This window comes from Microbacterium terricola (assembly GCF_027943945.1).
GTDB lineage: Bacteria > Actinomycetota > Actinomycetes > Actinomycetales > Microbacteriaceae > Microbacterium > Microbacterium terricola.
Window position 1 is genome coordinate 1,307,707 of the sequence record NZ_AP027141.1, and the last position, 15,502, is coordinate 1,323,208.

Consider the following 15,502-nt stretch of genomic DNA (forward strand, 5'->3'; position numbering starts at 1 on the left):
GCGACCGGGATCAGGCGCGCTTGCGCAGCAGGGTGATGGACATCGCGTCGGTGTTGTGCCGGTGCGGCCACAGCTGCGCGCGGCCCGAGCCGTCGGCCGGCTCCGGCAGATCGGGCTCGGAGTGGGACACCGACCGGATGACGGCGCGGGCATCGAGCTCTTCGATCTGGTCGCCCACCTCACGGCGCAGATCCGCGACCACCGATGCGGTCTCCGCCAGGTGCGGCGAGCATGTCACGTAGGCCACGATGCCGCCCGGTCGCAGTCCGGTGAACGCCGCGCGCAGCAGATCGCCCTGCAGCGCGGTGAGCTCGGGCACATCGGTCGGCGCCTTCCGCCACCGGGCCTCCGGACGACGGCGCAGCGCACCGAGGCCGGTGCAGGGGGCATCGACGAGGATGCGGTCGTACGCGTCCGGCGACGCGGCCGCGCGCACGCGCCCGTCCTGCTCCGAGACCTCGACCCTCAGCGGCACCCCCGCGATGGCCTGCCTCACGAGGCCGGCCCTGGCCGGGGAGACCTCGTTCGCCTCCAGGATCGCTCCGTGGGCGAGCGCCTCGGCCGCCAGCACGGCGGTCTTGCCGCCCGGTCCTGCACACAGATCGAGCCACCGCTCCCCCGCCCTGACGGGGACGGCACGGGTGAGGGCGAGCGCGGCGAGCTGGGACCCTTCGTCCTGGACCCGCAGTGTGCCGCCGGACGACGTGATGAGCCCCTCCGGGTCGCCGCCCTCGAGACGGAACCCGACGGGCGAGAACGGCGTGCGCCGTGCACCATCGGGGACCTCGGCGATACCCGGCAGCGCGGCCATGGTCACGCGCGGCGATGCGTTGTCAGCGGCGAGCAGGGCGTGCAGCTCGTCCGCGCGTCCCTCCGCGGCGAGAGCACGGCGGAACGCGCGCACGACCCACACCGGGTGCGACGTGGTCAGCCCCAGTCGCTCGTCGTCCGAGCGCGCGCTCTGCTCGATATGGGTGATCCAGTCGCCCGGCGTGTCGCGCGCCACGCGGCGCAGCACGGCGTTCGCGAAGCCGGCGGCCCCGCGGCCCCCCGCTGACCTGGCGAGTTCGACCGACTCGTTGACGGCGGCGTGGGATGCCACCCTGGTCGACAGCAGCTGGTGCACGCCGAGGCGCAGCGCGTCGAGCACCGGCGGATCGATGTCGTGGATGCTGCGGTCGGCCGCCAGGCCGATGACGGCGTCGTAGGTGCCCTGCCGGCGCAGTGTGCCGTAGGTGAGCTCGGTCGTGAGCGCCGCGTCCGCGGTGGACAGTCCGGCCCGGGCGAGGGCGCGCGGCAGGAGCAGATTGGCGTACGCGTCGGATTCGTGGACGGCCCTGATCGTGTCGAACGCGACCTGGCGGGCGGGGCTCGCGCCGCTCATCGCTCGAACACCGCGCTCTCGATGCGAAGGCCGCGCCACCAGTCCGCGGCGGCCATGGCCGGCTTGCCCGCCGGCTGGACCCGCACCAGTTCGACCGGCGCGTCGGCCGTGCCGACCAGCATCCGCCTGCCGTGGAGTCCGGCCTCACCGGCTCCGAGCACGGGCGCGTCGTCCGGGGCGGCGGCGGCCTCGTGCACCTTCACGCGCGCGCCGTCCAGCATCGTGTGGGCGCCGGGCTCGGGCGTGACGCCGCGGAGGTGCGAGAGCACCGCTGCCCGCGGCTGGTCCCAACCGATGCGCCCGTCGGCGTCCGTGAGCTTATGGGCATAGGTGGCGTCGCCCTCCTGCGGGCGGGCGGTCGCGGTGCCGGCGGCGATGGCGTCGACGACCTCGGCAAGCAGCTCTGCGCCCGCTGCGGCGAGGAGCTGCAGCGCCTCCCCCGCCGTCGCCGTGTCGGGCACGGCCACCTCGCGCTCGGCGAACACATCACCGGCGTCGAGCTCGGCGACCAGCTGGAACACGCTCGCGCCCAGGACCGGATCGCCCGCGATCAGCGCGCGCTGCACGGGGGCGGCACCGCGCCACTGCGGCAGCAGCGAGAAGTGCAGGTTGATCCAGCCGTGCACGGGCGCCGACAGCAGCGGCTCGCGCACCAGCCCGCCGTACGCGACGATGACGCCCAGATCGGGCGCCAGGGCGGCGATCTGCGCGGTGGTCGCGGCGTCGAGCCGGTCGGCCTTGATGACCGGCACACCCGCCGCGTCGGCCGCCGCGGCGACGGCGGACGGGGTCAGCACGCGCTTGCGCCCCTGCGGGGCGTCGGTGCGCGAGATGACCGCAGCGACCTCGTGGTCGGAGGCGAGCAGTCGGCGCAGCGACGGAACGGCCGCCTCTGGTGTGCCGGCGAAGACGAGGCGCATGGAGTCCTTCACAGGTCGAGATCGGGTACGTCGACCCGCACCCTGAGTGTATTGCGCGGGCGGGCCGGGCGCCCCTTCGGCGCCTTGCGGGAACGCAGCGCCTCGGCGATCACCGAGGCGCGCAGGCTCTCGGTGGCAGCCGTGCCCTGCGCGTAGTCGAACCGCACGAGGGCGCGCACGCCCTCGTCTGCGGCCATCGGTCCGAGCACGGCCTCGGCGTCGAGCGCGGGCACGGCCGTGCGCAGTGCGGTGAGCGCGGCGTCGACCGCCGGCCGGTCGCCGCTGAGGGCGGCCACCCGCACGGTCGGGGGCATCCGCAGCGGCGCACGGTCGGCGAGCTCGGCGCGGGCATACGCGGCGTGGGTCCAGGTCGCCAGCGCCCTGGCGACAGGGCCGGCGACGCCGACCAGGTGCACGGGCGCGCCCGGTGCGGCGAGGGCTGCGGCGTTGGACCACCAGCGCAGACACGATTCGCCGACGCGCAGATCCTCGGCCTGCAGCATCCGGTCGCCGTCGAGCAGGATCACCGCGCGGTATCCGCCCACGGCGATCGGCTCCGCGCCGCGGGTCGCGACGACGAGGGCGGGACGGGCGTCCACGTGGCTGACGGGATGGTCGCCGTCGGCCACGATGATGCGCACGCCCGGGAAGGCGCGGCCGAGCTCCTCGGCGGTGCGCTCGCTGCCGGACGATGCCATGCGGAACCGGTCGGACGCGCAGTGCGGGCAGGTCCACCCCGGTGCCGAGCGGCCGCACCACGTGCACTCGGGCACCGCGCCGCGCCGTCGTGCCCGCAGCGGCCCCGAGCAGTGGGCGCAGCGCGCGGGTCGACGGCACTCGCCGCACACCAGCACCGGCGCGAATCCCGGCCGGGACACCTGCACGAGCACGGGGCCGTCCTGCAGGGCCTCGCGGGCGGCGGCGAAGGCGGCGGACGGGACGCGGGCACCGCGCGACTCTCCCTCGCGCGTCGCGCTGAGCACGACCCGCGGGGTGGCTCGCCGGGCGGCCGGAAGGTCGCGCACCCATCCGACGGCGACGAGTCGCTCGACGTCGCTGGTGCGGGTGTGGCCGGCGAACAGCAGCGCGCAGCGGTCGGCCTCCTGTCGCAGCAGGGCGGCGTCACGGGCGTGCACCCCGGGGCTGAGCGGCTCGGACAGCAGCGGATCGCCGTCGTCCCACAGTGCGATGAGTCCTGGGGCGTGCACGGGGGCGTACACGGCGGAGCGGTTGCCGACGACGACGCACGGCTCGTCGGCGAGCATCCGCAGGTACGCGCCGTACCGGTCGGGTGAGCTCTGCCTGGCGTCCACCCGCACGAGGGCGCCGGCGGGCACATGTGCGGCGAGCACGAGCTCTAGCTGCGCCTGATCACGGTGGTCGGGGACGACGATCACCGCGCTGCGGCCGTTGGCGAGGGTGCGGACGGCTGCGGCGGCCAGCAGCTCGGTCCAGGCGCCGACGTCGACGCCCTCCAGCGGCTGCACGGGGAACGGCGGCGCATCCAGAGCGACCCGCTCCCCCGCCGCGAGCGCGTCGTCGAGTCCAGGGAAATCGGCCAGGACGCCGGCCGACCAGGAGCCGGATGCCGCCGCCACCTGCACCGACTCGGCCCCGCCGCCGGCGAGCCACGCCTTCTCGGCCCGCACCATGCGCTTCGGGATCGCGACCCGGAGGATGTCGCTCGCCGATCCGGCCGCCCGGTCGGCCGCCCGGCGCGCCAGCGCGTACAGCGACGGCGTGAGCACCGGCACCGGCGAGACGACCGCGTCGAGGTCGGACAGCGGACGCTCCGGCGGCTCGACCTGGGCGAGTTCGACGAGGTAGCCGTCGACCATGCGGCCGGCCGTGCGCAGCGGCACCCGCACGCGCACCCCCGGCGCCACCTCGCCCGCGAGCGCGTCGGGGACGGCGTAGTCGAACAGGCGATCCAGCTGCGGCAGCGGCGAGTCGACGAGCACCCGCGCGACCAGCAGCGTCGTCACGACTCGCCTCGGCGCCTGCCTGCCGTCACGTCAGAGTCCGGCGGCGGCGCGCAGGTCGTCCGCGCGGTCGGTGCGCTCCCACGTGAAGTCGGGCAGCTCGCGGCCGAAGTGGCCGTACGCGGCGGTCTGCGCGTAGATGGGGCGGAGCAGGTCGAGCTGGTCGATGATCGCCTTCGGGCGCAGGTCGAAGACCTCGCGGATCGCGGCGGTGATGACCTCGTCGGCGACGTGCCCTGTGCCGAAGCTCTCGACGTACAGGCCCACCGGCTTCGCCTTGCCGATCGCGTAGGCGACCTGCACCTCGAGGCGGTCGGCGAGCCCGGCGGCCACGGCGTTCTTCGCGACCCACCGCATGGCGTACGCGGCCGAGCGGTCGACCTTCGACGGGTCCTTGCCGCTGAAGGCGCCGCCGCCGTGACGGGAGGCGCCGCCGTAGGTGTCGATGATGATCTTGCGGCCGGTGAGCCCGGCGTCGCCCTTGGGGCCGCCGATGACGAACGGCCCGGCCGGGTTGATGTAGTAGCTCACATCGGGCAGCTCGAGACCTGTGCGCTCGAGCACCGGGTCGATGACCTCGGCCTTGACCGCCGCGCGCAGCGCCTTCTGCGAGATGTCGGGCTGGTGCTGGGTGGACAGCACGACGGATTCGACCGTCTTCGGGACCGACCCGTCGTAGCCCAGGGTGACCTGCGTCTTGCCGTCCGGTCGCAGGAACGGCAGGCTGCCGTCGCGCCGCACCTCGGTGAGGCGCTCGGCGATGCGATGGGCCGTCCAGATCGCCATCGGCATGAGCTCGGGCGTCTCGTTGGTGGCGTAGCCGAACATGATGCCCTGGTCGCCGGCACCCTGCTCGTCGCGCGGGTCGACCGAGCCGCCCTCGCGACGCTCGAACGCCTTGTCGACGCCGGCCGCGATGTCGGAGGACTGCGCGCCGATCGAGACGCTGACCCCGCAGGAGTCGCCGTCGAAGCCGGTCTCCGACGAGGTGTACCCGATGCGGTTGACGACGCCGCGCACGATGGCGGGGATCTCGACGTACGCGCTCGTGGAGACCTCGCCGGCGACGTGGACGAGACCGGTCGTCACGAGGGTCTCGACGGCGACGCGCCCGTGCGGGTCTTCCGTGAGGATGGCATCGAGGATGCTGTCGGAGATCTGGTCGCAGATCTTGTCGGGGTGACCTTCGGTGACGGACTCCGAGGTGAACAGGCGAAGGTCGCTCATCGATGCTCCAGGTGGGGTGGGAAACCGGTCACAGTATGCCCGCAACGGCCGACACGCCGGGGGTAGAACGCCTCAGGGCGTCATACCTCGCAGCGGGCCGGCCGTTGGGGAGGAGGATTACTCGGCGGCGCGCAGGCGCAGCTTGTCCTCGTGGATCTCGTGCATCGCGATCGTCAGCGGCTTGTCCTCGACGCTGGAGTCGACGAGCGGGCCGACGTTGTCGAAGAGGTTGCCCTCGTGAAGGTCGGAGTAGTAGTCGTTGATCTGACGCGCGCGCTTGGATGCGTAGATCACGAGCTGGTACTTGGAGTCGACCTTCTCGAGCAGGCTGTCGATGGGCGGGTCGATAATGCCCTGGGTGCGTGCGGCCATGGATGGACCTCCTGGTCAAGCGATGGAAAAGTCGGGCAGCCACAGCATCCGCTGGGCATCCCTGCAGTCTATCAGGGGGTCAGCGAGGCGACCTCGCCCGCTGCGCGGGCGATGTCGTCGTTCACGACCCGGTAGTCGAACTCGTTCTGGGCGGCCAGCTCGGTCTTCGCGGTGCGCAGGCGCCTGGCGCGCTCCTCCTCGTCCTCCGTGCCGCGGCCGACGAGCCGCTGCACGAGTTCGTCCCAGCTGGGCGGGAGCAGGAACACGAGGGTCGCCTTCGGCTCGGCGGCTCGCACCTGGCGGGCGCCCTGCAGGTCGATCTCCAGCAGCACCGTCCTGCCCGCGGCGAGGGCCTCCTCGATCGGACGCCGCGGCGTGCCGTAGCGGAAGCGGTTGTGCACGGTGGCGTGCTCGAGCAGCTCGCCGTCTGCGATGAGGCGGTCGAACTCCGCGTCGTCGACGAAGAAGTAGTGCTCGCCGTCGACCTCGCCCGGCCGCGGCGCGCGGGTGGTCGCCGACACCGACAGGTGGATCTCGGGGTGGTGCTCCTTGATGTGCGCGGCGACCGTGCCCTTGCCGACGGCGGTCGGCCCGGCCAGCACGATCAGGCGACTGCGGCCCGCGCGCGGACCCTGCTCCGGCCAGCGGCCGTCCAGGAACCCCTGCAGCGCGGTGCGCTGGCGCGAGCCGAGTCCGCCCAGCCGCTTGACCGGGGAGATCGCGAGCTCGGCGAGCAGGCGGTCGCGCTTGCCCTCGCCGATCGCGGGGATCGCGGTGAGGAACTCGGTGACGCGCATCGCGGCGGCCGGCGACTCGGGGTCGGCCCAGGCGCGGCGCAGCAGCTCCTGGGGGGTGATGACGCGCATGGCGACATCCTTCTTGACGGCCGCGCGGGCGCGGCGGGCGGCGACGGCGCGACGGGAAGCCGCGACCCGATCGACCTCGGGGGGACGCTGAGCGTCAGGCACGGGTGCTCCTGTACTCGTTCTGGCTGATGTGGATGGCGTCGACGAGACCGTCAGGACCCGCCGAGAGGATGCTGCGGCTCTCGCTCGCGAGGACGTTGGGGGCGTGCGACCCGAAGATGCGCGCGAGATCGGCCGGCCGGGCGCCCTGCGCCCCGAAGCCCGGCGCCAGGATCGGCGCGCCGCGCAGGGCGGCGTCGGTGAGCCCGACCGCCTCGCGGTCGACGGTCGCGCCCACGACGAGTCCGATCGATCCGAGCCCCTCACCGAACGCGGCGCGGCCGTTCGCCCAGGCGACGCCGTGCGTCACCCAGTCGGCCACCGTCTGACCGCGCTGGGCCTCGGCGATCGTGACCTCGGCGGACTGCAGTCCGAAGCCCTCCGGGTTCGAGGTGGCGGCCAGCACGAACAGCCCTTTCCCCGCGCGCATGGCGTGGGCGATGGTGCCGCGCAGGGAATCGGGGCCGAGGTAGGGGCTCACCGTCAGGGCGTCCGCCTCGAGCGGTGCGCCGGGGGTCAGCCACGCGGCCGCGTAGCCGTCCATCGTGGTGCCGATGTCGCCGCGCTTGGCGTCGGCGACGACCAGCAGGTCCGCGGCGCGGGCCGCGGCGAGGATCTCCTCGAGCGCAGCGAAGCCGGCCGAGCCGAACCGCTCGAAGAACGACACCTGCGGCTTGACGACCGCGACCCGGCCGGCGGCGGCCTCGACCACCCGCAGGCCGAACTCGCGCACGCCGGCGGCCGACGCATCCATCCCCCACTCGGCGAGCAGGTGCTCGTGGGGGTCGATGCCGACGCACAGCGGCCCGAACTCGTCGAGACGGGCGCGCAGACGGGTGCCGAAACCTCCGACCGGATCAGAGACCGTCACGCGCGACCAGCCTGCGGTTCCCGGGCCTGGCGGATGGCGGCGTACTCCTGCAGGCTCTTCACGTCGAAGCCCTCGCGCAGCACGGGGAGCGCGCTGACCGCGGCGCCGAGCACGGCCATCGTGGTGAACAGCGCCTTGTCGGCCGCGACGGCCGCAGCGCGGATCTCGTAGCCGTCCGCGCGGGCCATGCCCCCGGACGGGGTGTTCACGATCATGTCGATCTCGCCGGCGTTGATCAGGTCGACGATGTTGGTCTCACCGCTGGCCTGCGTCTCGGAGTACTTGTTCACCACGGTCACGGCGATGCCGTTGCGGGCGAGGATCTCGGCGGTGCCCTCGGTGGCCACGAGCGTGAAGCCGAGCTCCTGGAGGCGGTGGGCCGGCAGGATCACGGCGCGCTTGTCGTCGTCGGCGACCGAGATGAAGACGGTGCCCTCGAGCGGCATGCCGCCGTATGCGGCTTCCTGGCTCTTGGCGAACGCCGTCGGGAAGTCGCGGTCGATGCCCATGACCTCGCCCGTCGAGCGCATCTCCGGGCCGAGCACCGAGTCGACCATCCGGCCGTCCTTGGTGCGGAAGCGCTTGAAGGGCAGCACGGCCTCCTTGACGGCGACGGGTGCGTCCAGCGGCACACGCGAGCCGTCCTGCGCAGGCAGCAGGCCTTCGTCCTTGAGCTGGGCGATCGTCGAGCCCGACATGATGCGGGCGGCGGCCTTCGCCAGCGGGATGCCGAGCGCCTTCGAGACGAAGGGCACGGTCCGCGAGGCACGGGGGTTCGCCTCGATGACGTAGAGCACGCCGGCGCTGATCGCGAACTGCACGTTCAGGAGGCCGCGGACGCCGACGCGCTCGGCGATCGCCCGGGTGGCGGTGCGCACGCGGTCGATGTCGGTGCGGCCGAGCGAGATGGGCGGCAGCGTGCAGCTGGAGTCGCCCGAGTGGATGCCGGCCTCCTCGAGGTGCTCCATCACGCCGCCGATGTACAGCTCGGCGCCGTCGAAGAGCGCGTCGACGTCGATCTCGATCGCGTCGTCGAGGAAGCGGTCGACGAGCAGCGGCGCACCGGGGCCGATGATGGCCTGATCGGCGACGCGGACGAAGTAGTCGCGCAGGCTGGCGGTGTCGTAGACGATCTCCATGCCGCGGCCGCCGAGCACGAAGCTCGGGCGCACGAGCACCGGGTAGCCGATCTCCTCCGCGATCGCGACCGCGCCGTCGACGTCGGTCGCGGTGCCGCTGCGGGGTGCCACGAGTCCGGCGTCGTCGAGGAGGCGCGAGAACAGCTCGCGCTCCTCCGCCAGGTCGATCGCCGCGGGGCTCGTGCCGAGGATCGTGTAGCCGGCGTCTTCGATGCCCTTCGCCAGTCCGAGCGGCGTCTGGCCGCCGAGCTGGCACACCACGCCGAGGATGTCGCCGGACTGCGACTCGGCGTGCAGCACCTCGAGCACGTCCTCGAGCGTGAGCGGCTCGAAGTAGAGGCGGTCCGACGTGTCGTAGTCGGTGGAGACGGTCTCGGGGTTGCAGTTCACCATCACGGTCTCGAACCCGGCGTCCGAGAGCGCGAACGACGCGTGCACGCACGAGTAGTCGAACTCGACGCCCTGGCCGATGCGGTTCGGGCCGGAGCCGATGATGACGACCTTGGTGCGCTCGGACGGCGTCACCTCGGTCTCGGAATCGTAGCTCGAGTAGTGGTAGGGCGTCAGCGCGGGGAACTCCCCGGCGCAGGTGTCGACCGTCTTGTAGACGGGACGCAGGCCGAAGGCGTGGCGGATGCTGCGCGTCTCGGCCTCGGGGATCCCCCTGAGCTGGGCGATCTGGGCGTCGCTGAAGCCGTGCTCCTTCGCGACGCGGAGGGTGTGGGCGTCCAGCTCGGGCGCGGTGCGGACGAACTCGGCCACCTCGTTGATGAGCACGATCTGGTCGAGGAACCACGGATCGATCTTCGTGGCCTCGAACAGCTGCTCGACGGTCGCGCCGAGGCGCAGCGCCTGCTGCACCGCGATGATGCGTCCGTCGGTGGGCGTCCGGGCGATCTCGAGGAGCTCCTCGACCGACAGCGTCTGCTCGGCCCAGTGGAAGCTCGACCCGCGCTTCTCGAGCGAGCGCAGCGCCTTCTGCAGCGCCGTGGCGTAGTTGCGGCCGATGGCCATCGCCTCGCCGACCGACTTCATGGTGGTGGTGAGCGTGACATCGGCTGCGGGGAACTTCTCGAAGTTGAACCGCGGCACCTTCACCACGACGTAGTCGAGCGTCGGCTCGAAGCTCGCCGGGGTGACCTTGGTGATGTCGTTGGGGATCTCGTCGAGGCGATAGCCGATCGCGAGCTTCGCGGCGATCTTCGCGATCGGGAAGCCGGTGGCCTTCGATGCGAGCGCCGAAGACCGCGACACGCGCGGGTTCATCTCGATGACGATGATGCGACCCGTCGCGGGGTCGACCGCGAACTGGATGTTGCAGCCGCCGGTGTCCACGCCCACGGCGCGGATGATGTCGATGCCGATGTCGCGCAGCTTCTGGTACTCGCGGTCGGTGAGGGTCAGCGCGGGCGCCACCGTGATCGAGTCGCCGGTGTGCACGCCGACCGGGTCGACGTTCTCGATCGAGCAGACCACGACCGTGTTGTCCGCGGTGTCGCGCATGAGCTCGAGCTCGTACTCCTTCCAGCCGAGGATCGACTCCTCCAGGAGCACCTCGCTGGTCGGCGAATCGTGCAGACCGGCGCCGGCGATGCGACGCAGGTCGGTCTCGTCGTACGCGAAGCCCGAGCCGAGGCCGCCCATCGTGAACGACGGGCGCACCACGAGGGGGTATCCGAGCTCCGCCGCGCCGGCGAGCACCTCGTCCATCGTGTGGCAGATGCGGCTGTCGGCGACGTCCGCGCCGGAGTCGAGCACCAGCTGCTTGAAGATCTGGCGGTCCTCGCCCTTGTTGATCGCCTCGAAGTTCGCGCCGATCAGCTCGATGTCGTACTTCTCGAGGATGCCGTTCTTGTGCAGGTCGATCGCCGCGTTGAGGGCCGTCTGGCCGCCGAGCGTCGGGAGGATCGCGTCAGGGCGCTCCTTGGCGATGATCGTCTCGATGACCTGCCAGGTGATCGGCTCGATGTAGGTCGCGTCGGCGAAGTCCGGGTCGGTCATGATCGTCGCGGGGTTCGAGTTGACGAGGATGACGCGCACGCCCTCCTCGCGCAGCACGCGGCACGCCTGGGTGCCCGAGTAGTCGAACTCGCACGCCTGGCCGATGACGATCGGTCCGGATCCGATGACGAGGACGCTCGTGATGTCGTCGCGCTTGGGCATCAGTCGTTGTCCTTCTTGCTGGAGACGACCAGGTCGCGGAACCGGTCGAAGAGGTAGTTGGCATCGTGCGGACCGGCGGCCGCCTCGGGGTGGTACTGCACCGAGAAGGCAGGCAGGTCGAGGGCGCGCAGGCCCTCCACGACGTTGTCGTTGAGGCCGACGTGGCTGACCTCGACGCGGCCGTAGCCGGCCGGGCTGTCCACGACGCCCTCGGTCGGCGCGTCCACGGCGAACCCGTGGTTGTGCGCGGTGATCTCGACACGGCCGGTCTGCTTGTCCAGCACAGGCTGGTTGATGCCGCGGTGGCCGAACGGGAGCTTGTAGGTGCCGAACCCCAGGGCGCGGCCGAGCAGCTGGTTGCCGAAGCAGATGCCGAAGAACGGCAGCTTCTCATCGAGCACGGAGCGCAGGAGGGCGACGTGATCGTCGGAGGCGGCGGGGTCGCCGGGGCCGTTGGAGTAGAAGACGCCGACCGGGTCGATCCCGCGGATGTCGTCGATCGTCGCGCTCTGCGGCAGCACGTGGACGTCGAAGCCGCGGGCCGCCAGGTTGAGCACGGTCGCCTGCTTGACGCCGAGGTCGAGCACGGCCAGGTTGCCGAGGCGCTCGCCGGTCGCGGGGGTGACCTCGGCGGTGGAGACGGACACCTGGGCGGACAGGTTGAGCCCGGCCATCTGGGGTGCCTCACGCACCAGGCGCAGCTGCTCGTCGGGGTCGATGGACGCAGCATCCCCCGAGAAGACGCCGCCGCGCATGCTGCCGGCCGCACGGATGTGGCGGGTCACCGACCGGGTGTCGATGCCGCTGATGCCGACGATGCCGTCGGTCTCGAGGGCTTCGTCGAGGGAGTTCTCCGAGCGCCAGTTCGAGACGACGCGGGAAGGATCGCGCACGATGTAGCCGGCCACCCAGATGCGGCGGGACTCGACATCCTCGCCGTTCATGCCGGTGTTGCCGATGTGCGGCGCGGTCTGCAGGACGATCTGACCCGCGTACGAGGGGTCGGTCAGCGTCTCCTGGTAGCCGGTCATGCCGGTGGCGAAGACGACCTCGCCGAGGGTGGTCCCCCGGGCGCCGTAGGCGCGGCCGGTGTGACGGGTGCCGTCCTCGAGCACGAGGACAGCAGGGTCTCTGGTGAACAGCGCGTTCATGCGTCGCTTCCTGTCGATGTGGTGAGGGCCCCGATGGCGTCGCTCAGGGCACGGGCCGAGGCGTCCTGCGGCCGGAGGTACGAATCCACGGTGGTGGCGGGGTCGATGCGCCAGGTCAGGCGCACGAGTCCGTCGCGCTCGACCACACGGTCGATGGCGACTGTCGCCTGGGCGACCTCGACGATCGCGTCGCGGCCGATCACGACGCGCGGCCGGCCGGTGAGGTCCAGTGCGACGCCCGCCGTGGTCACGGTGACGTCGGCGCGGGACCGGAAGCCGAGGCCGCGGATCGCGAGACGCTCGAGCGGCTCGCCGTGGCGGGTGGTGGCGACGTACAGCGCCGGGAAGACGCCGAGGGTCGTGGCATCGGCGGCGAGCTCCCCGACCGGGGCGGTCAGGCCGCGGTCGCGCCGGGTGCGCCGCCACCAGCCGAAGGCGATCAGGCCGAGGATCAGCACCGCCGCGCCGATCATGACGAGCAGTGCGGCTTCCTGCGTCACGCGTGCACCCCCGGCGTCTCGAGCAGGGCGCCGTCGGCGACCGTCGCGGCGCCGCGGTAGAAGGTCCAGCGCACCTCGCCCGGCAGCTCCCTGCCGAGGTAGGGCGAGTTGACGCTGCGACCGCGCAGGTCGCCGGTCGAGAAGGTGCGCGAGGGCCGCGGGTCGTAGAGCGTCAGCGACGCGGACTCCCCCGCCGCCAGCGGCGTGCCGTGGCCGGCGAGGCGTCCGATCTGCGCGGGCGCCTGCGACATGACCCTGGCGACGTCGTCCCAGCCGAGCAGGCCGGTGTCGACCATCGACTCCTGCACGACGCGCAGCGCGCTCTCGAGCCCGACCATGCCGTTCGCCGCCGCCTGCCACTCGCACGCCTTCGCCTCGGCGGGGTGCGGAGCGTGGTCGGTCGCCACGATGTCGATCGTGCCGTCGGCGAGGCCCTCGCGGACGGCCTGCACGTCCTCGGCGCGGCGCAGCGGCGGGTTGACCTTGAACCGCGCGTCGTAGCCGCGGGCGAGCTCGTCGGTGAGGAGCAGGTGGTGCGGCGTGACCTCGGCGGTCACCGCGATGCCGCGCTTCTTGGCCCAGCGGATGATGTCGACCGAGCCCGCGGTGGACAGGTGGCACACGTGCAGCCGCGAGCCGACGTGCTCGGCGAGCAGCACGTCGCGGGCGATGATGGACTCCTCCGCCACGGCGGGCCAGCCGGTCAGTCCCAGTTCGGCCGACACGGCGCCCTCGTTGAGCTGGGCGCCCTCGGTGAGCCGCGGGTCCTGCGCGTGCTGCGCCACGACGCCGTCGAACGCCTTCACGTACTCGAGCGCCCTGCGCATGATGAGCGGGTCCCAGACGCAGAAGCCGTCGTCGCTGAAGACGCGCACGCGGGCGCGGGATGAGGCCATCGCGCCGAGCTCGGCGAGCCGCTCGCCCTTCTGTCCGACCGTGACGGCGCCGATGGGCTGCACCGTGACGTAGCCGGCGGCCTCCCCGAGCGCGAGCTCCTGCTCGACGACGCCTGCGGTGTCGGCGACGGGCGAGGTGTTCGGCATCGCGAACACCGCGGTGTAGCCGCCGGCGGCGGCGGCCCGCGATCCGGTGAGGATCGTCTCGGACGCCTCGTAGCCGGGTTCGCGCAGGTGCGTGTGCAGGTCGACGAGGCCGGGCAGGGCGATCAGTCCGTCGGCGTCGATCACGGTGGCGCCGGCTCGGCTGAGGCCGGTGCCGACCTCGGCGATGGCGCCGTCCGCGATCAGGATGTCGGCCGCGTCGCCGCCGTTCAGTCGTGCTCCCCGGAGAAGGTGGACCTGGCTCATCGGCTCGCCTCCCTCTGATTGTCGCTGTCGGTGCCTGCTTGCTCGCCCGCCAGCAGCAGGTACAGCACAGCCATGCGCACCGAGACTCCGTTGGCGACCTGCTCGAGCACCGTCGCGCGCGCCGAATCGGCGGCTTCTGCGGAGATCTCCAGGCCGCGGTTCATCGGGCCAGGGTGCATCACCATGCTACCGGCTCCGAGAGCGGACAACCGCTGCGGGTCGAGGCCCCAGCGTCGGGAATACTCCCGTTCAGTCGGGAAATACGCCGCATTCATGCGCTCCAGCTGGATGCGCAGCATCATGAGGGCGTCCGGACGCTGCGCGATCGCCTCGTCGAGGTCGTAGAGGATCGTCGCGGGCCACCCCGACACGTCCTGCGGCACCAGGGTCGGCGGGGCGACCAGAGTGACCTCGGCCCCGAGCGTCGCCAGCAGCCACACGTTCGAGCGGGCCACGCGCGAGTGCAGCACGTCGCCGACGATCGTCACCTTCACGCCGGCGAGGTCGCGCCCGCGGCTGTCGGCGCCGAAGGTGCGCTTGCGGATCGTGAAGGCATCCAGCAGCGCCTGGGTCGGGTGCTCGTGGGTGCCGTCCCCCGCGTTGACGACACCCGCGGTGATCCAGCCGCTGGTGGCGAGGGTGAGCGGTGCGCCGGAGGCGCCGTGGCGGATGACGACGGCATCCGCCCCCATCGCCTGCAGCGTCTGCGCGGTGTCCTGCAGCGACTCGCCCTTCGAGACGCTGGAACCCTTCGCGGAGAAGTTGATGACGTCCGCCGAGAGGCGCTTGGCGGCCGCCTCGAACGAGATGCGGGTGCGCGTGGAGTCCTCGAAGAACAGGTTCACCACGGTCTTGCCGCGCAGGGTCGGCAGCTTCCTGACCTCGCGCTGCTGCGTGTCGGCCATGTCCTCGGCGACGTCGAGGATGCGGATCGCATCGGCGCGTCCGAGCGTCTGGGTGTCCAGGAGATGCCTCATGAGCCGATCGTCACCCCCTCGTCGCCGTCGACCTCGGTCAGGCGCACGTTCACGCGCTCGTCTCGGGCGCTGGGGAGGTTCTTGCCCACGAAGTCGGGGCGGATCGGGAGTTCGCGGTGACCGCGGTCGACCAGCGTCGCCAGGCGCACGGCCGCGGGGCGGCCGATGTCCTGGAGCGCGTCCAGCGCGGCGCGGATGCTGCGCCCGGAGAACAGCACGTCGTCCACGAGCACGACGACCTTGCCGTCGATGCCGCCAGGCGGGATCTGCGTCGGCTGCGGCGTCCGCGTCGGGTTGCGGTGCAGGTCGTCGCGGTACATCGTGACGTCGAGCGCCCCGATCGGGACGCTGCGCCCGCCGAATTCGGCGATCAGGGCCCCGATCCGCTCGGCCAGGGCGACGCCGCGCGTCGGGATCCCGAGGAGGACCAGGTCGTCGGGCCCACGATTGGACTCGAGGATCTCGTGCGAGATCCGAGTCAGGGCCCTGGTGATGTCGGCCGCATGCAGCACGGTGCGCGTGCTCATCCGCCGCTCCCTTCTCC

At 72.3% G+C, this 15,502-nt stretch carries 13 protein-coding genes; all 13 read right to left on the reverse strand.

The genetic code is table 11. From position 1 onward, the window contains the following. Positions 1–10 precede the first annotated feature (10 nt). On the reverse strand, positions 11–1,384 hold the full coding sequence (locus Microterr_RS06145; RefSeq protein WP_263795555.1) for an RsmB/NOP family class I SAM-dependent RNA methyltransferase: 1,374 nt from the start codon (positions 1,382–1,384) through the stop codon (positions 11–13). After that, on the reverse strand, positions 1,381–2,304 hold the full coding sequence (gene fmt / locus Microterr_RS06150; RefSeq protein WP_263795554.1) for a methionyl-tRNA formyltransferase: 924 nt from the start codon (positions 2,302–2,304) through the stop codon (positions 1,381–1,383). The genes Microterr_RS06145 and fmt overlap by 4 nt, the downstream gene beginning before the upstream one ends. Before the next feature lie 8 nt (positions 2,305–2,312). Then, positions 2,313–4,289 (reverse strand): primosomal protein N' family DNA-binding protein, encoded by a 1,977-nt coding sequence (locus Microterr_RS06155; protein WP_263795552.1) that lies wholly within the window; start codon positions 4,287–4,289, stop codon positions 2,313–2,315. 30 nt (positions 4,290–4,319) lie between these two features. After that, positions 4,320–5,513, reverse strand: coding sequence for a methionine adenosyltransferase (gene metK / locus Microterr_RS06160; protein ID WP_263795551.1), 1,194 nt, complete (start codon positions 5,511–5,513; stop codon positions 4,320–4,322). Positions 5,514–5,630: 117 nt separating this feature from the next. Continuing rightward, positions 5,631–5,885: a DNA-directed RNA polymerase subunit omega gene (gene rpoZ / locus Microterr_RS06165; protein WP_263795550.1), complete on the reverse strand. Its 255-nt coding sequence runs from the start codon at positions 5,883–5,885 to the stop codon at positions 5,631–5,633. A gap of 71 nt (positions 5,886–5,956) precedes the next feature. Beyond that, the gene (gene gmk, locus Microterr_RS06170) at positions 5,957–6,853 is read right to left on the reverse strand and encodes a guanylate kinase (protein WP_263795549.1); all 897 of its coding nucleotides are present in this window, start codon (positions 6,851–6,853) and stop codon (positions 5,957–5,959) included. Next, positions 6,846–7,721 carry an orotidine-5'-phosphate decarboxylase gene (pyrF, locus tag Microterr_RS06175; RefSeq protein WP_263795548.1) on the reverse strand — a complete coding sequence of 292 codons (876 nt, stop codon included), beginning with the start codon at positions 7,719–7,721 and terminating at the stop codon, positions 6,846–6,848. The genes gmk and pyrF overlap by 8 nt, the downstream gene beginning before the upstream one ends. Next, the gene (gene carB, locus Microterr_RS06180; RefSeq protein WP_263795546.1) at positions 7,718–11,023 is read right to left on the reverse strand and encodes a carbamoyl-phosphate synthase large subunit; all 3,306 of its coding nucleotides are present in this window, start codon (positions 11,021–11,023) and stop codon (positions 7,718–7,720) included. The genes pyrF and carB overlap by 4 nt, the downstream gene beginning before the upstream one ends. Then, on the reverse strand, positions 11,023–12,174 hold the full coding sequence (gene carA / locus Microterr_RS06185) for a glutamine-hydrolyzing carbamoyl-phosphate synthase small subunit (RefSeq protein WP_263795545.1): 1,152 nt from the start codon (positions 12,172–12,174) through the stop codon (positions 11,023–11,025). The genes carB and carA overlap by 1 nt, the downstream gene beginning before the upstream one ends. After that, positions 12,171–12,674, reverse strand: coding sequence for a PH-like domain-containing protein (locus tag Microterr_RS06190; protein WP_263795544.1), 504 nt, complete (start codon positions 12,672–12,674; stop codon positions 12,171–12,173). The genes carA and Microterr_RS06190 overlap by 4 nt, the downstream gene beginning before the upstream one ends. Then, a complete protein-coding gene (locus Microterr_RS06195) occupies positions 12,671–13,981 on the reverse strand; it encodes a dihydroorotase (protein WP_263795543.1) in 1,311 nt (436 codons plus the stop codon). Before Microterr_RS06195 ends, Microterr_RS06190 begins: the two co-directional genes overlap by 4 nt. Continuing rightward, positions 13,978–14,958 carry an aspartate carbamoyltransferase catalytic subunit gene (locus Microterr_RS06200; protein WP_263795541.1) on the reverse strand — a complete coding sequence of 327 codons (981 nt, stop codon included), beginning with the start codon at positions 14,956–14,958 and terminating at the stop codon, positions 13,978–13,980. The genes Microterr_RS06195 and Microterr_RS06200 overlap by 4 nt, the downstream gene beginning before the upstream one ends. Next, positions 14,955–15,485, reverse strand: coding sequence for a bifunctional pyr operon transcriptional regulator/uracil phosphoribosyltransferase PyrR (gene pyrR / locus Microterr_RS06205; protein ID WP_263795540.1), 531 nt, complete (start codon positions 15,483–15,485; stop codon positions 14,955–14,957). The genes Microterr_RS06200 and pyrR overlap by 4 nt, the downstream gene beginning before the upstream one ends. Positions 15,486–15,502 lie beyond the last annotated feature (17 nt).